At 59.3% G+C, this 14,067-nt stretch carries 16 protein-coding genes; 4 read left to right on the top strand and 12 right to left on the bottom strand.

The features are described 5' to 3' along the window. Nucleotides 1-52 precede the first annotated feature (52 nt). Nucleotides 53-1,336, bottom strand: coding sequence for an ammonium transporter (locus B2W52_RS12610; RefSeq protein ID WP_008173267.1), 1,284 nt, complete (start codon nt 1,334-1,336; stop codon nt 53-55). A gap of 73 nt (nt 1,337-1,409) precedes the next feature. Beyond that, the gene (gene glnK / locus B2W52_RS12605) at nt 1,410-1,748 is read right to left on the bottom strand and encodes a P-II family nitrogen regulator (protein ID WP_008173268.1); all 339 of its coding nucleotides are present in this window, start codon (nt 1,746-1,748) and stop codon (nt 1,410-1,412) included. A gap of 381 nt (nt 1,749-2,129) precedes the next feature. Between glnK and B2W52_RS12600 the strand changes: the two genes are divergently transcribed. The 3 genes from B2W52_RS12600 to trmB all read left to right on the top strand — a co-directional run bounded on the left by B2W52_RS12600 (nt 2,130) and on the right by trmB (nt 4,784). Continuing rightward, the gene (locus B2W52_RS12600; RefSeq protein WP_008173270.1) at nt 2,130-2,384 is read left to right on the top strand and encodes an accessory factor UbiK family protein; all 255 of its coding nucleotides are present in this window, start codon (nt 2,130-2,132) and stop codon (nt 2,382-2,384) included. A 63-nt stretch (nt 2,385-2,447) separates the two neighbouring features. Then, nucleotides 2,448-3,980 (top strand): YifB family Mg chelatase-like AAA ATPase, encoded by a 1,533-nt coding sequence (locus B2W52_RS12595; RefSeq protein WP_273018330.1) that lies wholly within the window; start codon nt 2,448-2,450, stop codon nt 3,978-3,980. A 72-nt stretch (nt 3,981-4,052) separates the two neighbouring features. Then, complete coding sequence (trmB, locus tag B2W52_RS12590) at nt 4,053-4,784, top strand: tRNA (guanosine(46)-N7)-methyltransferase TrmB (RefSeq protein ID WP_008174166.1); 732 nt, start codon at nt 4,053-4,055, stop codon at nt 4,782-4,784. A 17-nt stretch (nt 4,785-4,801) separates the two neighbouring features. Here trmB and B2W52_RS12585 read toward each other — a convergent pair whose 3' ends face one another. The 10 genes from B2W52_RS12585 to B2W52_RS12540 all read right to left on the bottom strand — a co-directional run bounded on the left by B2W52_RS12585 (nt 4,802) and on the right by B2W52_RS12540 (nt 13,858). Then, entirely contained in the window at nt 4,802-5,335 is a 534-nt protein-coding gene (locus B2W52_RS12585) for a hypothetical protein (RefSeq protein WP_008174168.1), read from the bottom strand. After that, nucleotides 5,335-6,447: a radical SAM family heme chaperone HemW gene (hemW, locus tag B2W52_RS12580; RefSeq protein WP_286803354.1), complete on the bottom strand. Its 1,113-nt coding sequence runs from the start codon at nt 6,445-6,447 to the stop codon at nt 5,335-5,337. Before hemW ends, B2W52_RS12585 begins: the two co-directional genes overlap by 1 nt. A gap of 59 nt (nt 6,448-6,506) precedes the next feature. Next, entirely contained in the window at nt 6,507-7,106 is a 600-nt protein-coding gene (gene rdgB, locus B2W52_RS12575; RefSeq protein WP_008174172.1) for an RdgB/HAM1 family non-canonical purine NTP pyrophosphatase, read from the bottom strand. A gap of 6 nt (nt 7,107-7,112) precedes the next feature. Then, complete coding sequence (locus B2W52_RS12570; protein ID WP_273018333.1) at nt 7,113-7,568, bottom strand: DUF4426 domain-containing protein; 456 nt, start codon at nt 7,566-7,568, stop codon at nt 7,113-7,115. A 2-nt stretch (nt 7,569-7,570) separates the two neighbouring features. Next, nucleotides 7,571-8,170 carry a methionine biosynthesis protein MetW gene (gene metW, locus B2W52_RS12565; RefSeq protein WP_008174176.1) on the bottom strand — a complete coding sequence of 200 codons (600 nt, stop codon included), beginning with the start codon at nt 8,168-8,170 and terminating at the stop codon, nt 7,571-7,573. After that, nucleotides 8,167-9,315 carry a homoserine O-succinyltransferase MetX gene (gene metX, locus B2W52_RS12560; RefSeq protein ID WP_008174179.1) on the bottom strand — a complete coding sequence of 383 codons (1,149 nt, stop codon included), beginning with the start codon at nt 9,313-9,315 and terminating at the stop codon, nt 8,167-8,169. Before metX ends, metW begins: the two co-directional genes overlap by 4 nt. A 128-nt stretch (nt 9,316-9,443) precedes the next feature. Next, nucleotides 9,444-11,408 carry a dynamin family protein gene (locus B2W52_RS12555; protein WP_008174181.1) on the bottom strand — a complete coding sequence of 655 codons (1,965 nt, stop codon included), beginning with the start codon at nt 11,406-11,408 and terminating at the stop codon, nt 9,444-9,446. A 243-nt stretch (nt 11,409-11,651) separates the two neighbouring features. Further along, entirely contained in the window at nt 11,652-12,236 is a 585-nt protein-coding gene (locus B2W52_RS12550; protein WP_008174183.1) for a YggT family protein, read from the bottom strand. Between the two features lie 22 nt (nt 12,237-12,258). Further along, the gene (proC, locus tag B2W52_RS12545) at nt 12,259-13,092 is read right to left on the bottom strand and encodes a pyrroline-5-carboxylate reductase (protein WP_014575886.1); all 834 of its coding nucleotides are present in this window, start codon (nt 13,090-13,092) and stop codon (nt 12,259-12,261) included. Nucleotides 13,093-13,153: 61 nt separating this feature from the next. Further along, nucleotides 13,154-13,858 carry a YggS family pyridoxal phosphate-dependent enzyme gene (locus B2W52_RS12540; protein WP_273018334.1) on the bottom strand — a complete coding sequence of 235 codons (705 nt, stop codon included), beginning with the start codon at nt 13,856-13,858 and terminating at the stop codon, nt 13,154-13,156. A gap of 140 nt (nt 13,859-13,998) precedes the next feature. Between B2W52_RS12540 and B2W52_RS12535 the strand changes: the two genes are divergently transcribed. Further along, nucleotides 13,999-14,067, top strand: a 69-nt coding sequence (locus B2W52_RS12535) for a hypothetical protein (RefSeq protein WP_286803417.1), incomplete at its 3' end; no start/stop codon positions are given.

Here is a 14,067-nt window from a genome sequence, read left to right as displayed (position 1 = left end):
AGACAAAAAAAGGGCGCCAGATGGCGCCCTTTTTCGTTGCTCGTGTCAACGATTACTGCTTGCCGCTGACAAACTCCGGATAGGCTTCCATGCCGCACTCGGACAGATCCACACCTTCGTACTCGTCTTCCTCGGAAACCCTGATGCCCATGACGGCTTTCAGGATGCCCCAGACGATCAGGCTGGTGACGAACACCCAGATGAAGATGGTGAGCATGCCGACCAGCTGACCCATGAAGGTAGCGTCTGCGTCGGACAGGAGAACCGCGAAGATACCCCAGATACCCACCACGCCGTGGACAGAGATGGCACCGACCGGGTCGTCAATGCGCAGCTTGTCCATGGTTACGATGGAGAAGACAACCAGGGTGCCGCCAATGGCGCCGATGATGGTGGCCAGCAGGGGAGAAGGATCCGCCGGCTCTGCAGTGATGGCAACCAGGCCAGCCAGGGCACCGTTCAGGGCCATGGTCAGGTCCGCTTTGCCGAACATCAGGCGTGCCACGATCAGGGCGGCAATCAGGCCACCGGCTGCAGCTGCGTTGGTGTTCAGGAACACGTTGGCAACTTCGTTGGCGACACCGATGCCACCCAGCTTCAGGGTGGAGCCGCCGTTAAAGCCGAACCAGCCCATCCAGAGGATGAAGGTACCAAGCGTTGCCAGGGGCAGGTTGGCGCCCGGGAAGGCACGGATTTCGCCTTTGGCGCCGTACTTGCCTTTACGGGCACCGAGGAGAAGAACGCCTGCCAGGGCCGCTGCTGCGCCTGCCATGTGAACGATACCGGAACCGGCGTAGTCGCTGTAGCTCAGCTCGTACATGCCGAATACCGCGTCGCCGTTCCAGGTCCAGGAACCCTGCATCGGGTAGATGAAGCCACACATAACGATGGCGAAAGCCAGGAAGGCCCAGAGCTTCATGCGCTCAGCCACGGCGCCGGAAACGATGGACATGGCGGTTGCAACGAAAACAACCTGGAAGAAGAAGTCAGAAGCGCCACTGTATTCGCCCATGTCGCCGAAGCCGGCTTCAGTGGAGGCTGCAATAACGCCCGCGATCGCTGCGTCGTCCATCTCGGCAACGGTTGTTACACCGCTCAGGAAGATACCGCCGTCGTACATGATGTCGTAGCCGACAATCAGGTACATGGTACAGGCGACCGCAAACAGGGCCACGTTCTTGGTCAGGATTTCAGTGGTGTTCTTGGCACGCACCAGGCCGGCTTCCAGCATGGCAAAGCCAGCGGCCATCCACATGACCAGGGCACCGCAAATCAGGAAGTAAAAGGTATCCAGCGCATACTGGAGTTCAAAAATGTGATTAAGATTGCTTTCCATATGAAGCCCTCCGCACGAGGCTTTTCAGGTTATAAATTTTTTTGCGTTGGCTGATCGAAAAATCAGAGCTGGTTCAGACCGCTTCTTCGCCGGTTTCGCCAGTCCGGATCCGGATGGCTTGAGCCAGTTCAGTCACGAAGATCTTGCCGTCACCGATCTTGCCGGTGTTGGCCGCCTTGGTGATGGACTCGATAACTTGGTCCAGAAGGTTGTCGCCGATAGCAACTTCCACCTTCACCTTGGGCAGGAAATCCACCACGTATTCCGCGCCACGATAGAGTTCTGTGTGGCCTTTTTGCCGACCGAAGCCTTTGACTTCAGTGACGGTTACGCCTTGAACGCCAATCTCGGATAATGCCTCACGGACATCGTCCAATTTGAAAGGCTTGATGATCGCTGTCACAAGTTTCATTGCTTTCTCCTTGGTAAAGCCGTCTCAACAGTGAGGGCCCGTCGGCCGGTTGTTGAGCTCGGGATGCTGCCACCTCGCACACCAATCGTGCGGATTGCGTACGAGAGCTTTAGCATCGGGTATGCCAACGCAAAAAAATATATTTAAAACAACAGGCTACGATATCCGCGTACCAGAATGGCGCAAAGTTGTGCACCAAAATGAAGCGGGTAGCCGGCCAGTGAGCCAAATTGGAGCGGGCTGCCTGACCGTTCGACCGCTATTATAGGGCCGACCGCCTACAGTATGGCAGGGGCTGCGGTGTGATACACTCCTGCAAACCGGTAACAGGCCCTCTCTTTTAGTCGAAGCCGGATATTTCAGAAATGTGTGAGGTGATGTGTGAAAGGTCCACAGGATATTTTTGCTCAGCTGCAGGGCCAGTTTGGCCAGTTTGTACCGGACATGGCCCGCGCTGCACGGGAAGATTTTGAAACCCAGGCCCGGGCCACCGTGATGTCCGTCCTGTCCCGCCTGGAGTTGGTAACGAGGGAAGAGTTCGACGCCCAGCAGGCGGTCCTGCTGAAGACCCGTGAAAAGGTGGACGCACTCGAGAAGCGGGTAGCCGAACTGGAAAATTCCCTGCCAAAACAGTAAACCACGGACACGCCCGGCAGGACGCCGGGCAAGCAGTTCCGGTCATTACCATGGAAGGTTGTCATGCTTGCTATCGTTCATTCCCGCGCCACCATTGGCGTGTCGGCGCCCGCCGTTACCGTTGAAGTCCATCTCTCAGGCGGCTTGCCTGCGCTCTCGATTGTGGGGCTGCCGGAAACCGGTGTAAGGGAGAGCAAAGAGCGTGTTCGCAGTGCCCTTCTGAACGCCGGGTTCGAGTTCCCCGCCCGGAGAATCACCATTAATCTTGCCCCTGCCGACTTGCCCAAAGAGGGTGGTCGCTTTGATCTGCCTATTGCCCTGGGCATTCTGGCGGCCTCGGGCCAGATTCCGGCCGAGAGCCTTTCGGACTGCGAATTTCTCGGCGAATTGTCCCTTGATGGTGCATTGAGGCCGCTTAAAGGCGTGCTGCCGGCGGTATTAGCCGCCCGGCAGGAGCAACGAAACCTGCTGGTTCCCCAGGGCAATGCCGAGGAGGCGGCCCTGGCCAGCCAGGGTGACGTTCTGGCTTCCGGCCACCTGCTGGCCGTGTGCGAGCACCTGAGTGGCCGCGCCCGCCTGGTGCCGGTGCCCAGGTCCTCGCTGGAACAGGCGCCGGGCAGCAACAGGGAAGTGCCGGACCTGTCGGATGTCCGTGGTCAGCGAGTTCCCCGCCGTGCACTGGAAGTGGCTGCGGCAGGCAGCCACAATCTGCTGTTCTTCGGCCCACCGGGAACCGGCAAGAGTATGCTGGCCAGTCGTTTGCCCGGCATTCTTCCGGGGCTGGATGATGGCTCCGCCATGGAAGTCGCCAGCGTGCATTCGGTGGCCGGGCTGCCGATTCGGGCCGGGGGCTGGCGCCAGCCGCCTTTCCGGGCGCCCCATCATACCGCTTCAGCGGTGGCCCTGGTGGGCGGCGGCAGCAGCCCGAGGCCCGGAGAAATCTCACTGGCTCACCGGGGCGTACTGTTTCTCGACGAGTTGCCAGAGTTTGAACGCCGGGTGCTGGAGGTCCTGCGTGAGCCGATGGAAACCGGCGAAATCTCGATCAGCCGGGCAGCACGGCAGGTGAATTTTCCGGCGCGATTTCAGGTCGTGGCTGCAATGAATCCCTGCCCCTGTGGCTACAGTGGTCATCCCACCATCGAGTGTCAGTGTACGCCGCAACAGGTTACCCGTTACCGGTCGAAAATTTCCGGCCCCCTTCTGGACAGGTTTGATCTGCATGTGGAGGTGCCTGTGCAGGGTGGCGACGTATTGATGCAGTCGGGCGGGGATGGCGAAACCAGCGCCACCGTCCGGGAGCGTGTCCTGATTGCCAGAGCCCGGCAATCAGAGCGGGGTTGCCTGAATGCGGCCTTGTCCGGGCGTGCGTTGCAGGCTGCGTGCCGGCTGGATCGCCAGGGCGAGCAGTTGCTCACCGGTGCCATGGAAAAGCTGGGGCTTTCGGCCCGTGCACTGCACCGCATATTGCGAGTTGCCCGAACGCTTGCCGATCTTGAAGGCAGCGAGGAGCTACGACAGAGCCATCTGGTTGAGGCTCTGGGTTACCGGCAGCTCGACCGACAGCAGGGCCGCAACTCGGTGGTCTCCGCCTGAGCGACAACACTCTGGTAAACTGTTGGCAAATCCCGTTAACCATGACCCGCTGCCTGCGGTTAAGGATTGCAGATGACAGACCATAAAGAACCGCAAGATCCCAAAGAGGCCGCCGATTCGCCGGTCACCACCCGTCGCGGTGTGCGCAGCTTTGTTTTGCGCCAGGGCCGGATGACGGAAGGCCAGAAAAAGGCGTTCGAGCGGAGCTGGCCGAAGTACGGGCTGACCCGTGAGGACGGAATGATTGATCCCAGGGAAGTGTTCGGCCGCGACAACATGCTGAACCTGGAAATCGGTTTTGGTATGGGGCGGTCCCTGGCCGACATGGCTGAGGCCGCTCCCGAACAGGATTTTATCGGGGTTGAAGTTCATCAGCCCGGTGTTGGCGCGTTGCTCAAGGAGATCGAGGACCGTGGCCTGGAAAACGTCCGGATTTACAGTATTGATGCCAACGATGTGATTGACCTCTGCCTTCCGGATGCGTGCCTGGATCGCGTGATGGTGTTCTTCCCCGATCCCTGGCACAAGAAAAAGCATCACAAGCGCCGGCTGATCCAGCACGAGTTTGTCCAGCGGGTTCGTCACAAGTTGAGGGTAGGCGGCATTCTGCACCTGGCGACCGACTGGGAGAATTATGCCGAGCATATGCTCGAGGTGATGAGCGAGTCCGAGGGCTTTGCCAACACCCAGGAGACCGGTGGCTATTCACCGCGCCCTGACGACCGTCCAATTACCAAGTTTGAGAAGCGGGGCGAAACCCTCGGTCACGGTGTCTGGGACCTGTTGTTCTATCGCACCAATTAAGAGGCGTTGATCGGGGGTCAGTGATGCGCGAGCGGGTGGCGCCGTGACGCCCGGATGATGACCAGCCCGGCGATGCCGAGCGTGAGCGCCGTGAATTTGATGAGTGCGCATAGGGTTGCGGACAGGCTCATCTCATCGGTGGGCGGGTTGAAATTGTTCAGCAACAGAATGTTCTCTGCACCGTCGCTCAGGCCGGCAGTTGCGAACAGGGCCCGTACCCAACGGGCACCCACCCGCTCGCGAATGCCGGGGCGATCACGGGTAAAGTGCCGGGTAAGATGAATCAGGGCCAGCATGTAGGCAGGAATGAACAGGAAGTCCAGCCACAGCGAAACCTTCGCCCAGGCAACCCCTTCGCTTCCCCAGCTGCGAAAAATGGCGTGGGCCTGATCGGCAGTCCCGGCCAGCTGATAGCTCACGATACCCTGGGGTGCTGATGCCGTCTGCAGAGGCTGGTTGACCATAAGCAGAGCGAACAGCAGCACGGCAGCCACGACCAGGCTGGCTTTCAGGCTTTTGGGAAATGCTGCCACTCCGTGTGCAGGGTCCATTACAGAAAACGCTCCAACAGGCTGTTAAGGTATCTCTGGCCCAGGTCGGTTGCCTGGAGTCGATCGCTTACCAGCAGCTTTTCATTCCGCAGTTGTTCAAGTTTTACTCCAACTGTTGTCAGGGGTAAACCCGTTCGTTCAGAAAAAAGGCTTTCATCCACTCCTTCTTTCAGTCTGAGGGCGTTCATCAGGAATTCCAGCGGCAGATCGTCCACGGCAATCGCATCAGAACCGGCCGTTCGGCTGCCGATCCGGTTCAGGTAAGCGTCCGGCTGCCGGGTCTTCCAGTATCGCCTGATACCCCCGTCCACCAGGCTGATCTTGCCGTGGGCCCCAGCCCCGAGGGCCAGGTAGTCCCCGAACGTCCAGTAGTTCAGATTGTGACGGGAGGCCCTTCCCTGGAGGCTCCAGGCCGAGACTTCGTAATCCTCGTAGCCGTGTTGGTGCAGGTAATCGGAACCCCGGCGATAGATGTCCCAGAGATGATCGTCGTCGGGCAGTTCTGGCGGACGGCTGTAAAACTCGGTATTGGGCTCGAGGGTCAGCTGGTACCAGGAGAGATGCGGTGGTTTGTAGTCCAGGGCAGTCTGGATGTCCTCAAGTGCCTGCCCGGGCGTCTGGCCCGGCAGACCGTGCATCAGATCGATATTGAAGTTATCGAACCCGGCACGGCGAGCGGCGCGTATGGCCCGGTGGGCGGCATCGGCATCGTGAATGCGCCCCAGCGTTTTGAGATGGTCGGGATTGAAACTCTGGACCCCGATGGACAGACGGTTGATGCCCGCTGCCCGGAACGCGTCGAACCGGCCGGCTTCGAGCGTGCCGGGGTTGGCTTCCAGGGTAATTTCGGGATTTGTGGCGAAGGCAAGGCGTGCCCGCAGTTCCCTGAACAGGCGATCGTAGAAGTCGCCGCTCATCAGGGACGGAGTGCCGCCTCCGATGAACACGGTCTCTATTGGTCGATCGGTGGCAAAGGCCAGGTCCTGGTCGAGATCTTCGAGCAGAGCCTGCAGATAGGCGGATTCCGGGATTGTCCCGGTGAAAGCGTGGGAGTTGAAGTCACAGTAGGGGCACTTCCGCACGCACCAGGGTACGTGAATATAGAGGCTCAACGGCGGCCTAACCGCCGCTGGCTGCTGATCGTCCCCGGGGCTGGTATTACTCAACTGTTTCAGGCCTCGGCCTTCAGCTGATCCAGCAGAATCTTCAGGGCGCGTCCGCGGTGGCTGATGCTGCCCTTTTCGGCGCGGGACAGTTCCGCCGCACTGCAGCCATGCTCTGGTGCCAGGAACACCGGGTCATAACCGAAGCCGCCATCGCCCTGAGGGGATCTGAGGATCGAGCCCGGCCAGCGGCCATGGCAGATGATCGGGGTCGGGTCTTCGGCATGGCGCAGGTATACCAGCACACAGTGAAACTGGGCGCCCCGTTGCCCGTCCGGCACGCCCGCCATGGCGTCCAGCAGGGCGTCCACATTGTCCTGATCGGTTGCATCATCGCCGGCAAAGCGGGCAGAGCGCACGCCCGGGCGGCCTTCAAGCGCGTCCACCGCCAGACCACTGTCGTCAGCGAGTGCTGGCAGCCCGGTTTCCCGGGCCGCGTGGCGCGCCTTGAGAATCGCGTTTTCTACAAAGGTGACCGCCGGCTCCTCGGCTTCACCGACGCCCAGTTCGCCCTGGGCAATCGGCGTCATGCCAAGAGGTGCCAGGAGCTCGGTCAACTCGGCGATTTTGCCCCTGTTATTGCTGGCGATGACAAGTCGGTTGGTCATATAGGCTTAATCGCTGAACAGTGTGTGAGCAAACCGTACCGCCAGGTCCTGCTGGTGTCCGGTAGGGCGTGCGGTAATATTGAAAGTCATCAGTTCGCCGGAGGAATACTGATACTTGGCAATAAAGTACACGGAGTCGCCCTCCTGGATGCGGCGGAACGCCAGGAAGCGTACCTGCTGGACATCGTTGGTTACCTTGCCCTCGACCTGGCCGCTCACCGGGGACATTGAGCCATCGTCGTTTTCCTCCATGATGGAGATATTGACGATGCCTATGCCCTTGCTCCGCTGAAGATTATTGGCCTGGGCGACTTCCGGAGCCAGGAAGGTGCTGGGCAGGACACTCCAGAGTACCTTGTAGTCTCCGAAATCCTTCGAGCCGGCCTGTGCCTGCAGGCTGAACAGGCCAATCAGCGTGATTGCCAGCAGCGTACGGAATGTGGAAAAGGTTTTTGCGATCATTGCTAGGTCTCCCGTGTGATTCGGTAAATGGCAATTTCGCCCAACAAGTTCGGCCAGAGACGAGCCAGCCAACTGTTCTGGTGCTGGCCATCAACCACCCGGCGGCTTTTGATCCTGATGCCTTTCTGACGGCACAGTGCCTCAAAATCCTTGAAGGTGCACAACCTTATGTTGGGCGTGTTATACCATTTATACGGCAGTGCCTCGGATTCGGGCATACGACCGCTCAAAGTCAGTCCCCAGCGCAATCGCCAATGAGCAAAGTTGGGGAAGGTCACGATGCCTTCGCTGCCAACCCGCAGCATTTCATCCAGTACCCTGTCAGGACGCCGGACCGCCTGAAGCGCCTGGGTCATCAGAACAATATCGAAACTGCCATCTTCAAAGTTCCCCAGCCCCTGGGTGTCCAGGTTCTGTTCGATAACCGCCACTCCGCGGCCCATGCAGGCGGTGATGTGGTCCGGGTTTATCTCCAGGCCGAAGCCACTGGCACCCCGTTCCCGCTGGAGGAAATCAAGAAGAGTGCCGTCGCCACAGCCCAGGTCCAGAACATGGTGGCCGGGCTGAACCCACTGCTGGATGATTTCGAGATCCGGTCTCATGCGCCGACCTCCCGTGCTACCCGGTCCATATAGGCGTTAAAGATGTCAGTGTACCGCGGGGTCGGAATCAGAAACGCGTCGTGCCCCCAGGGTGCGTCCACCTCGGCGTAGCTGACCTTCCTGCGCGCGCCAATCATGGCATTGACCATTTCTTCCGAGCGGGCCGGCGTGAAGCGCCAGTCGGTGCTGAATGACAACACCAGGTATTCGCAACTGGCCGCTGCCAGTGCTTTCGAGAGGTCGCCGCCAAACTCGTAGGCCGGATCAAAGTAGTCCAGGGCACGGGTCATCAACAGGTAGGTGTTGGCGTCAAACGATTCGGAAAAGCGTTCGCCCTGATAGCGGAGGTAGCTCTCGACCTGGAACTCCGCGTCATAACCAAACTTGTAAGCCTGGTCACGGAGTTCGCGGCCAAATTTCTCGCCCATGGAGGCATCAGACAGATACGTGATATGGCCAACCATCCGCGCCAGCATAAGACCACGCCTGGGAACCGTATCAAAGTCGTAATAGCGCCCGTCGTGAAACTCCCGATCAGAGGTTATTGCCTGGCGTGCCACTTCATTGAAGGCAATATTCTGGGCGGTCAATCGCGGAGTGGACGCAATCACCACCGCATGCCGCAGGCGATCGGGGTAGTCCAGGCTCCACTGCAGGGCCTGCATGCCGCCGAGGGAACCGCCAACAACGGCCGCCCAGCATTGAATGCCGAGCCGATCTGCCAGCAGCGCCTGACTCTTGACCCAGTCGCCCACGGTGATAACCGGAAACTCCGGGCCAAACGGCTTTCCGGTTTCGGGATTGATGCTGTTGGGGCCGGTGCTGCCGTGGCAGCCCCCCAGATTGTTCAGGCTGACAACAAAAAAACGATCGGTATCGATGGGTTTTCCGGGGCCGATACAGCTGTCCCACCAGCCGGGTTTGCGGTCCTCGGCAGAGTGGTAGCCGGCCGCGTGGTGATGGCCACTCAAGGCATGGCAGATAAGAACGGCATTGCTGGCGTCGGCATTCAGGGTGCCGTAGGTTTCCACCACCAGGTCATAGTTTTCCAGGGACTGGCCGCAGGCCAGATCGATGGGAGCGTCGAAATGATAGGTCTGCGGGGAGACAATCCCGACAGAATCCGCAGGCAGGGTATCAGGCATCGGCGCGAATGGTTCCTGGTTCGATCCGTAAGTGTCTGGAAAAGCAATGACAAAGCCATCGCCAGCCCAGCAGTTTAAAGCCGGGGCGTGATGGCTGCAACCGCCTGAATGGTCGCGCTTGCGGGACACTACACAGCGCCGGAGATGTTCACCACTTTTTGCTGGATCAGGGTGGGGGCCGGTTTGCGGATCTGGCGCTGCATCGCGTCGGCCAGTTCCAGTTGCCTGCGCAGGTCGGCAATGGTGTTGGTCAGGCGCAGGCGCTCGGTGCGGCTGTCCTTGTCGTTGCGGACCATATCGCGAAGGCGCCGGATCTGGTGCTCCAGAAGCTGCTTCTGCTCCATGGAATACTGCATGATCGGTAGCAGGGCTTCCGATGGCCAGCGCTCAACGTCCTGGCGTACACGGGCATGCAGTGTGCGGGCTTCGCCCACCATGACATTGAAAAAACGGCGAACCAGGACCGACTGCTCGGTGAGCAGGTTCTTCGGACTGATGCGGAAGCGTCTCGCTTTTTTGCGCAACTCGCGGATGGCAATAACATGGCGCCCGGCCCGCAGCGGGATGGGCTCAAGGTGACGTGCCCGGTTGTCTTCGTTATAGCGACGGTAAATCGCGCCCACCATTTTTTCGGCCAGGTGCCCTTCGCTCAGAAGGTTGGTCAAGTCGCTTTCGAGCAGTTCGAAAAACTGATCCATGGCGCGGTTCATCCCCGCAGTGGTCCAGCTCTTCGACATACTGGTACGTACATGTTCCGCATGGGCTTCGAAGCGGTCTTCGCTCACCAGCTTCTTCAACAGGTCGCCCTGGGAGTCCATGAGGCGACGGCTGGAGCGCAGGGTGATCAGCTTCTTGTAGTAAAAGTCGTAGTCTTTCTGGGCGCGTTCTGCGAGGCGGCCCAGCGCTGCCTTGTCCATGGTAACGCCCGCGCACGCCTGAAGCTCTTCCTCCAGGGATTCGAGGCGGTACTGCATTGCTGCCTGGCTGTTCTGGAGCATGCCCAGCAGGTCGTTGATCAGACTCTGGGTGATCAGCTGTTCCTTGTGCATGAGGATGCGCTGGATAATCAGCTGCTCAAGCTGATTGATATTGGAACGGTCGAACAGGTCGTTGTCTTTCTTCACCCTTGCGACCAGCCCCTGCTTGGCAGAAACCGGGATGACATCGTGCTGGCGCATGCCCAGGTGGTCGGCCGTATAACCGCGCACCCGCTCAATCGCCTCGTTAGTGTGGCGCTCGCCCTGGAGGTCATCCCAGAGCACGTCGATCTTGTTCAGCACGGCAAAGCGGCCGGCGCGATGATCGGCGTGCTGGGTGTCGATGTGCTCTTTCCAGATGGTCATGTCGCTGGCAGTCACACCGGTGTCGGCACTCAGCACAAAGATCACCGCATGGGCGCGGGGCAGCATGCTGATCGTCAGCTCCGGCTCGGAGCCAAGAGCATTCAGGCCCGGCGTATCGAGGATCCGCAGGCCGCGCTCGAACAGGGGGTGGCGGATGCTGATCTGTGCGTTCCGCCAGGCAGGTACGAGTACATTGCCCGGGTTGTTGCGATCATTCTCGAGCATGCCTTCGTCGAAGCCGAGTGCGCGAGCCTCCTCAGGTGGCACACTCTTGACGCGGGCAACCTCGGCAAGCACCTCCCGCATGATCTCAGGGTCGCGCTCATCCAGCTCATGTTTGACCCAGCGTTCCGGCTGCTTGCGCAACTGCTGCAGGGACAGTTCGCCGTTTCGGGTCTCGATGGGAAGCAGGAGCAGGTAGTTTTCATTGGCGCTGCGATCGAAGAACAGCTCCGTGGGGCACATGGTCGTGCGCCCCGCCTGGGACGGCAGCATGCGCTGGCCATACTCGGAGAAGAACAGGGCGTTGATCAGTTCGGTTTTACCGCGGGAGTATTCGCCGACAAACGCAATGGTCAGTTCATCCTCAATCAGCAGCTCCAGCCCGTGGCGTATGCGGGTGCTGACATCGTCGGAGAACAGATTGTTATCCTGCAGCCACAGCCGGTACCTGCCGATCTGGCGGATCAGCTCTTTTTTCCAGTTGTGATAAGCCTCTACCTGCTGCGACAGAGTTCCCTGTTGGTTCATCGGATTTTCCTTCTGCGCGACTTCCTGGTATCCCGCTCAGAACGGGGTGCTCACGGGTGACGGATTAATTACCGTTAATACTATCCTGTTATTTCCAAGTTTGTGGCTGGGCCGGAGTGGAAGAAGTGGCCAAACTTGCCGGAAATTCACTAAAAAAGCTGCAAAATCAGTTACATGACTTTGCAGCTCGGGAATGATGGATTTCGTGGCTAAGTGTTACAAAATGTATATTTGAGACGGCGTTTACATACCGAGCCCGATGGAGCCGAGGCCTGCGGCCATTTTCATGTGTTCAATCACCACTGAGATCACGTTCAGAATCAGGAAAACGATGATGGGTGACAGGTCCAGGCCGCCCATGGAGGGCATGATATTGCGCACCGGGCGCATGACCGGCTCGGTGATCTGGGCGACCAGCTGGATGGCCGGATGGCCGCTGCCCGGCGCGATCCAACTGACGACGACCACTGCAATTACCGACCAGAAATAGATCTTCACGATCAGGTCCAGTACGTTCAGTACCGCCCACACCAGCAGCGTAATCGGATTTATGGCCGGAATGCCGCCGTTCAGCGCCACCAGGATCAGGAAGAAGGTGATGCCCTGAATGATGACTGCAAGAACCAGCGAAGCTCCATCGAAACCGCCCAGGCCAGGAATAACCCGCTGTAGCGGGCGTAGCGGTGGATTGGTGGCCTTGACCACGAATTGAGTGATGGGATTGTAGAAGTCGGCCCTGGCCAGTTGAAGCAGGAACCGAAGCAGCACAATGGTCAGGTAAAAGGTGGATGCGATGAGCAGGATGGTAATCAGAATATCTGCCAGCATGAAGCCGTGTCTCCGTTATCGGTTACTGTTTGCCTGCCAGTTCTTTGGCCATTTCTTCCGAACGCTTGAAGGCGGCCTTGTACGCTTTGGCTACCAGATCGCGCATACCACCTTCCTCGAACGTGTTGATGGCCTGTTCGGTGGTTCCGCCAGGAGACATCACATTACGCTTGAGCTGGCCGGGATCGTGCTCGCTTCGACCGGCCATTTCCGCGGCTCCCGCCATGGTCTGGATAGCCAGTTCCCTCGCGGTTCCGGCGGCGATGCCAGCCTCGGTGGCCGCTTCCTCAAGCGCCTCAAGCATCAGGAAGAAATAGGCGGGGCCGCTGCCGGAGAGGGCGGTAACCGCGTGCAGCAGGTTTTCGTCCTCAACCCAGAGCGCTGACCCGATGCTTTCGAACACCGATTCCACCATCTTCTTCTGTTTGTCTTTCACTTCTTTGTTGGCAAACAGGCCTGCAGCCCCTTTGCCGACCAGGGACGGTGTGTTGGGCATTACCCGAACCATCGGCAGGCCGCCACCAAGCCAACCATCGAGGGTATCCGCTGTCAGGCCGGCGGCGATGGATACCATCAGTGGGCGAGTGTTCTGGACTACTGGTGCAATGTCGCGACAGACATCGGCCATGACCTGGGGTTTCACCGCCAGAACTACCATGTCAGCCTGCTGGGCGCAGTACCGGTTGTCTGTGGTGACGCTTACGCCAAAGCGCTTGCGGATTGTCTGCAGGTGCGCGTCATCCGGCGCGCTGACCCAGATATTGCCGGCCTTATAGCCGTTATCCAGCATACCGCCAATGATGGCGCTGGCCATGTTGCCGGCGCCAATAAAAGAAATGGTTGGTGATGTGCTCAAGGTTAACTCCCCGGTTGATCGGTTAAACGTCCGGCCCTGATCATAGCAGGAACCGGCCGGTTCAGCTCTTTACTGGGCGTTTGCCGAACAGGGCAGTGCCGACCCGTACCCAGGTGGCGCCTTCCGCAATCGCGACTTCCAGGTCGCCGGACATGCCTATCGACAGTGTGTCGAGCGGGCCGGCGTGGGGATGGTCTGACCGCAGCTGTTTCAGAGTATTGGCAAGTTTCCGGAAACTGGCTCTCAATCCTGCTTCAGGCTGATCCGGATCCGGAATGGCCATCAGGCCTCGCAAGCTGAGGTTCGGCAATTCGCCGATTTCGGCCACCAGATCCGGCAGCTCATCCAGAGTGCAGCCGGATTTGCTCTCTTCCTCATTAATATTGACCTGAAGACAGATATTCAATGGCGGCAGCGCAGGATCGCGCTGTTCGCTCAGGCGACGGGCAATCTTGAGTCGGTCGACGCTGTGCACCCAGGCAAAGGCGGAGGCCATCTGTCGCGTCTTGTTGGACTGGATCGGCCCGATGAAATGCCAGTCGACGCCCTCGAGATCTGAAAGCGCCTCGATCTTCTCGAGCGCCTCCTGGAGGTAGTTCTCACCAAAGGCCCGCTGCCCGGCAGCGAAGGCTTCCCGCAGGTCTTCCGGTGGTCGGGTTTTGCTGACGGCGAGCAAATGCACAGACCCGGGCGCACGGCCTGCCTGCAATGTTGCTTTTTGTATGCGTCGGGTTACGCTCCCGATGTTGTCTGCTATGCTGCTCATAGTGTGAGAATGCCACGCTCGGTCTGTCACTTGTACGGTGACACGTTACCCGCAGGTCACTGAAATGCCAAGTGAACCGCGCCGGGGCCCCGCCGGGCGGAAGCTACCGGGATAAAAGAAAAAGCCTTCCGAGGATTCCTATGGATATTACTGAACTGCTTGCCTTTTCGGCGAAACAGGGTGCGTCTGACTTGCACCTCTCTGCCGGT

This window comes from Marinobacter sp. UBA2498 (assembly GCF_002341575.1).
Taxonomy (GTDB): domain Bacteria; phylum Pseudomonadota; class Gammaproteobacteria; order Pseudomonadales; family Oleiphilaceae; genus Marinobacter; species Marinobacter manganoxydans.
This window is presented reverse-complemented; position numbering and strand designations above follow the sequence as displayed.

What these genes read in the sequence shown, in the direction of transcription:
- metW (WP_008174176.1), bottom strand. Translation starts at nt 8,170, where the DNA reads ATGAGACCGGATCTCGAAATCATCCAGCAGTGGGTTCAGCCCGGCCAC.
- B2W52_RS12540 (WP_273018334.1), bottom strand. Translation starts at nt 13,858, where the DNA reads ATGAGCAGCATAGCAGACAACATCGGGAGCGTAACCCGACGCATACAA.
- trmB (WP_008174166.1), top strand. Translation starts at nt 4,053, where the DNA reads ATGACAGACCATAAAGAACCGCAAGATCCCAAAGAGGCCGCCGATTCG.
- B2W52_RS12550 (WP_008174183.1), bottom strand. Translation starts at nt 12,236, where the DNA reads ATGCTGGCAGATATTCTGATTACCATCCTGCTCATCGCATCCACCTTT.
- B2W52_RS12585 (WP_008174168.1), bottom strand. Translation starts at nt 5,335, where the DNA reads ATGGACCCTGCACACGGAGTGGCAGCATTTCCCAAAAGCCTGAAAGCC.
- metX (WP_008174179.1), bottom strand. Translation starts at nt 9,315, where the DNA reads ATGCCTGATACCCTGCCTGCGGATTCTGTCGGGATTGTCTCCCCGCAG.
- rdgB (WP_008174172.1), bottom strand. Translation starts at nt 7,106, where the DNA reads ATGACCAACCGACTTGTCATCGCCAGCAATAACAGGGGCAAAATCGCC.
- B2W52_RS12555 (WP_008174181.1), bottom strand. Translation starts at nt 11,408, where the DNA reads ATGAACCAACAGGGAACTCTGTCGCAGCAGGTAGAGGCTTATCACAAC.
- B2W52_RS12570 (WP_273018333.1), bottom strand. Translation starts at nt 7,568, where the DNA reads ATGATCGCAAAAACCTTTTCCACATTCCGTACGCTGCTGGCAATCACG.
- glnK (WP_008173268.1), bottom strand. Translation starts at nt 1,748, where the DNA reads ATGAAACTTGTGACAGCGATCATCAAGCCTTTCAAATTGGACGATGTC.
- B2W52_RS12595 (WP_273018330.1), top strand. Translation starts at nt 2,448, where the DNA reads ATGCTTGCTATCGTTCATTCCCGCGCCACCATTGGCGTGTCGGCGCCC.
- B2W52_RS12610 (WP_008173267.1), bottom strand. Translation starts at nt 1,336, where the DNA reads ATGGAAAGCAATCTTAATCACATTTTTGAACTCCAGTATGCGCTGGAT.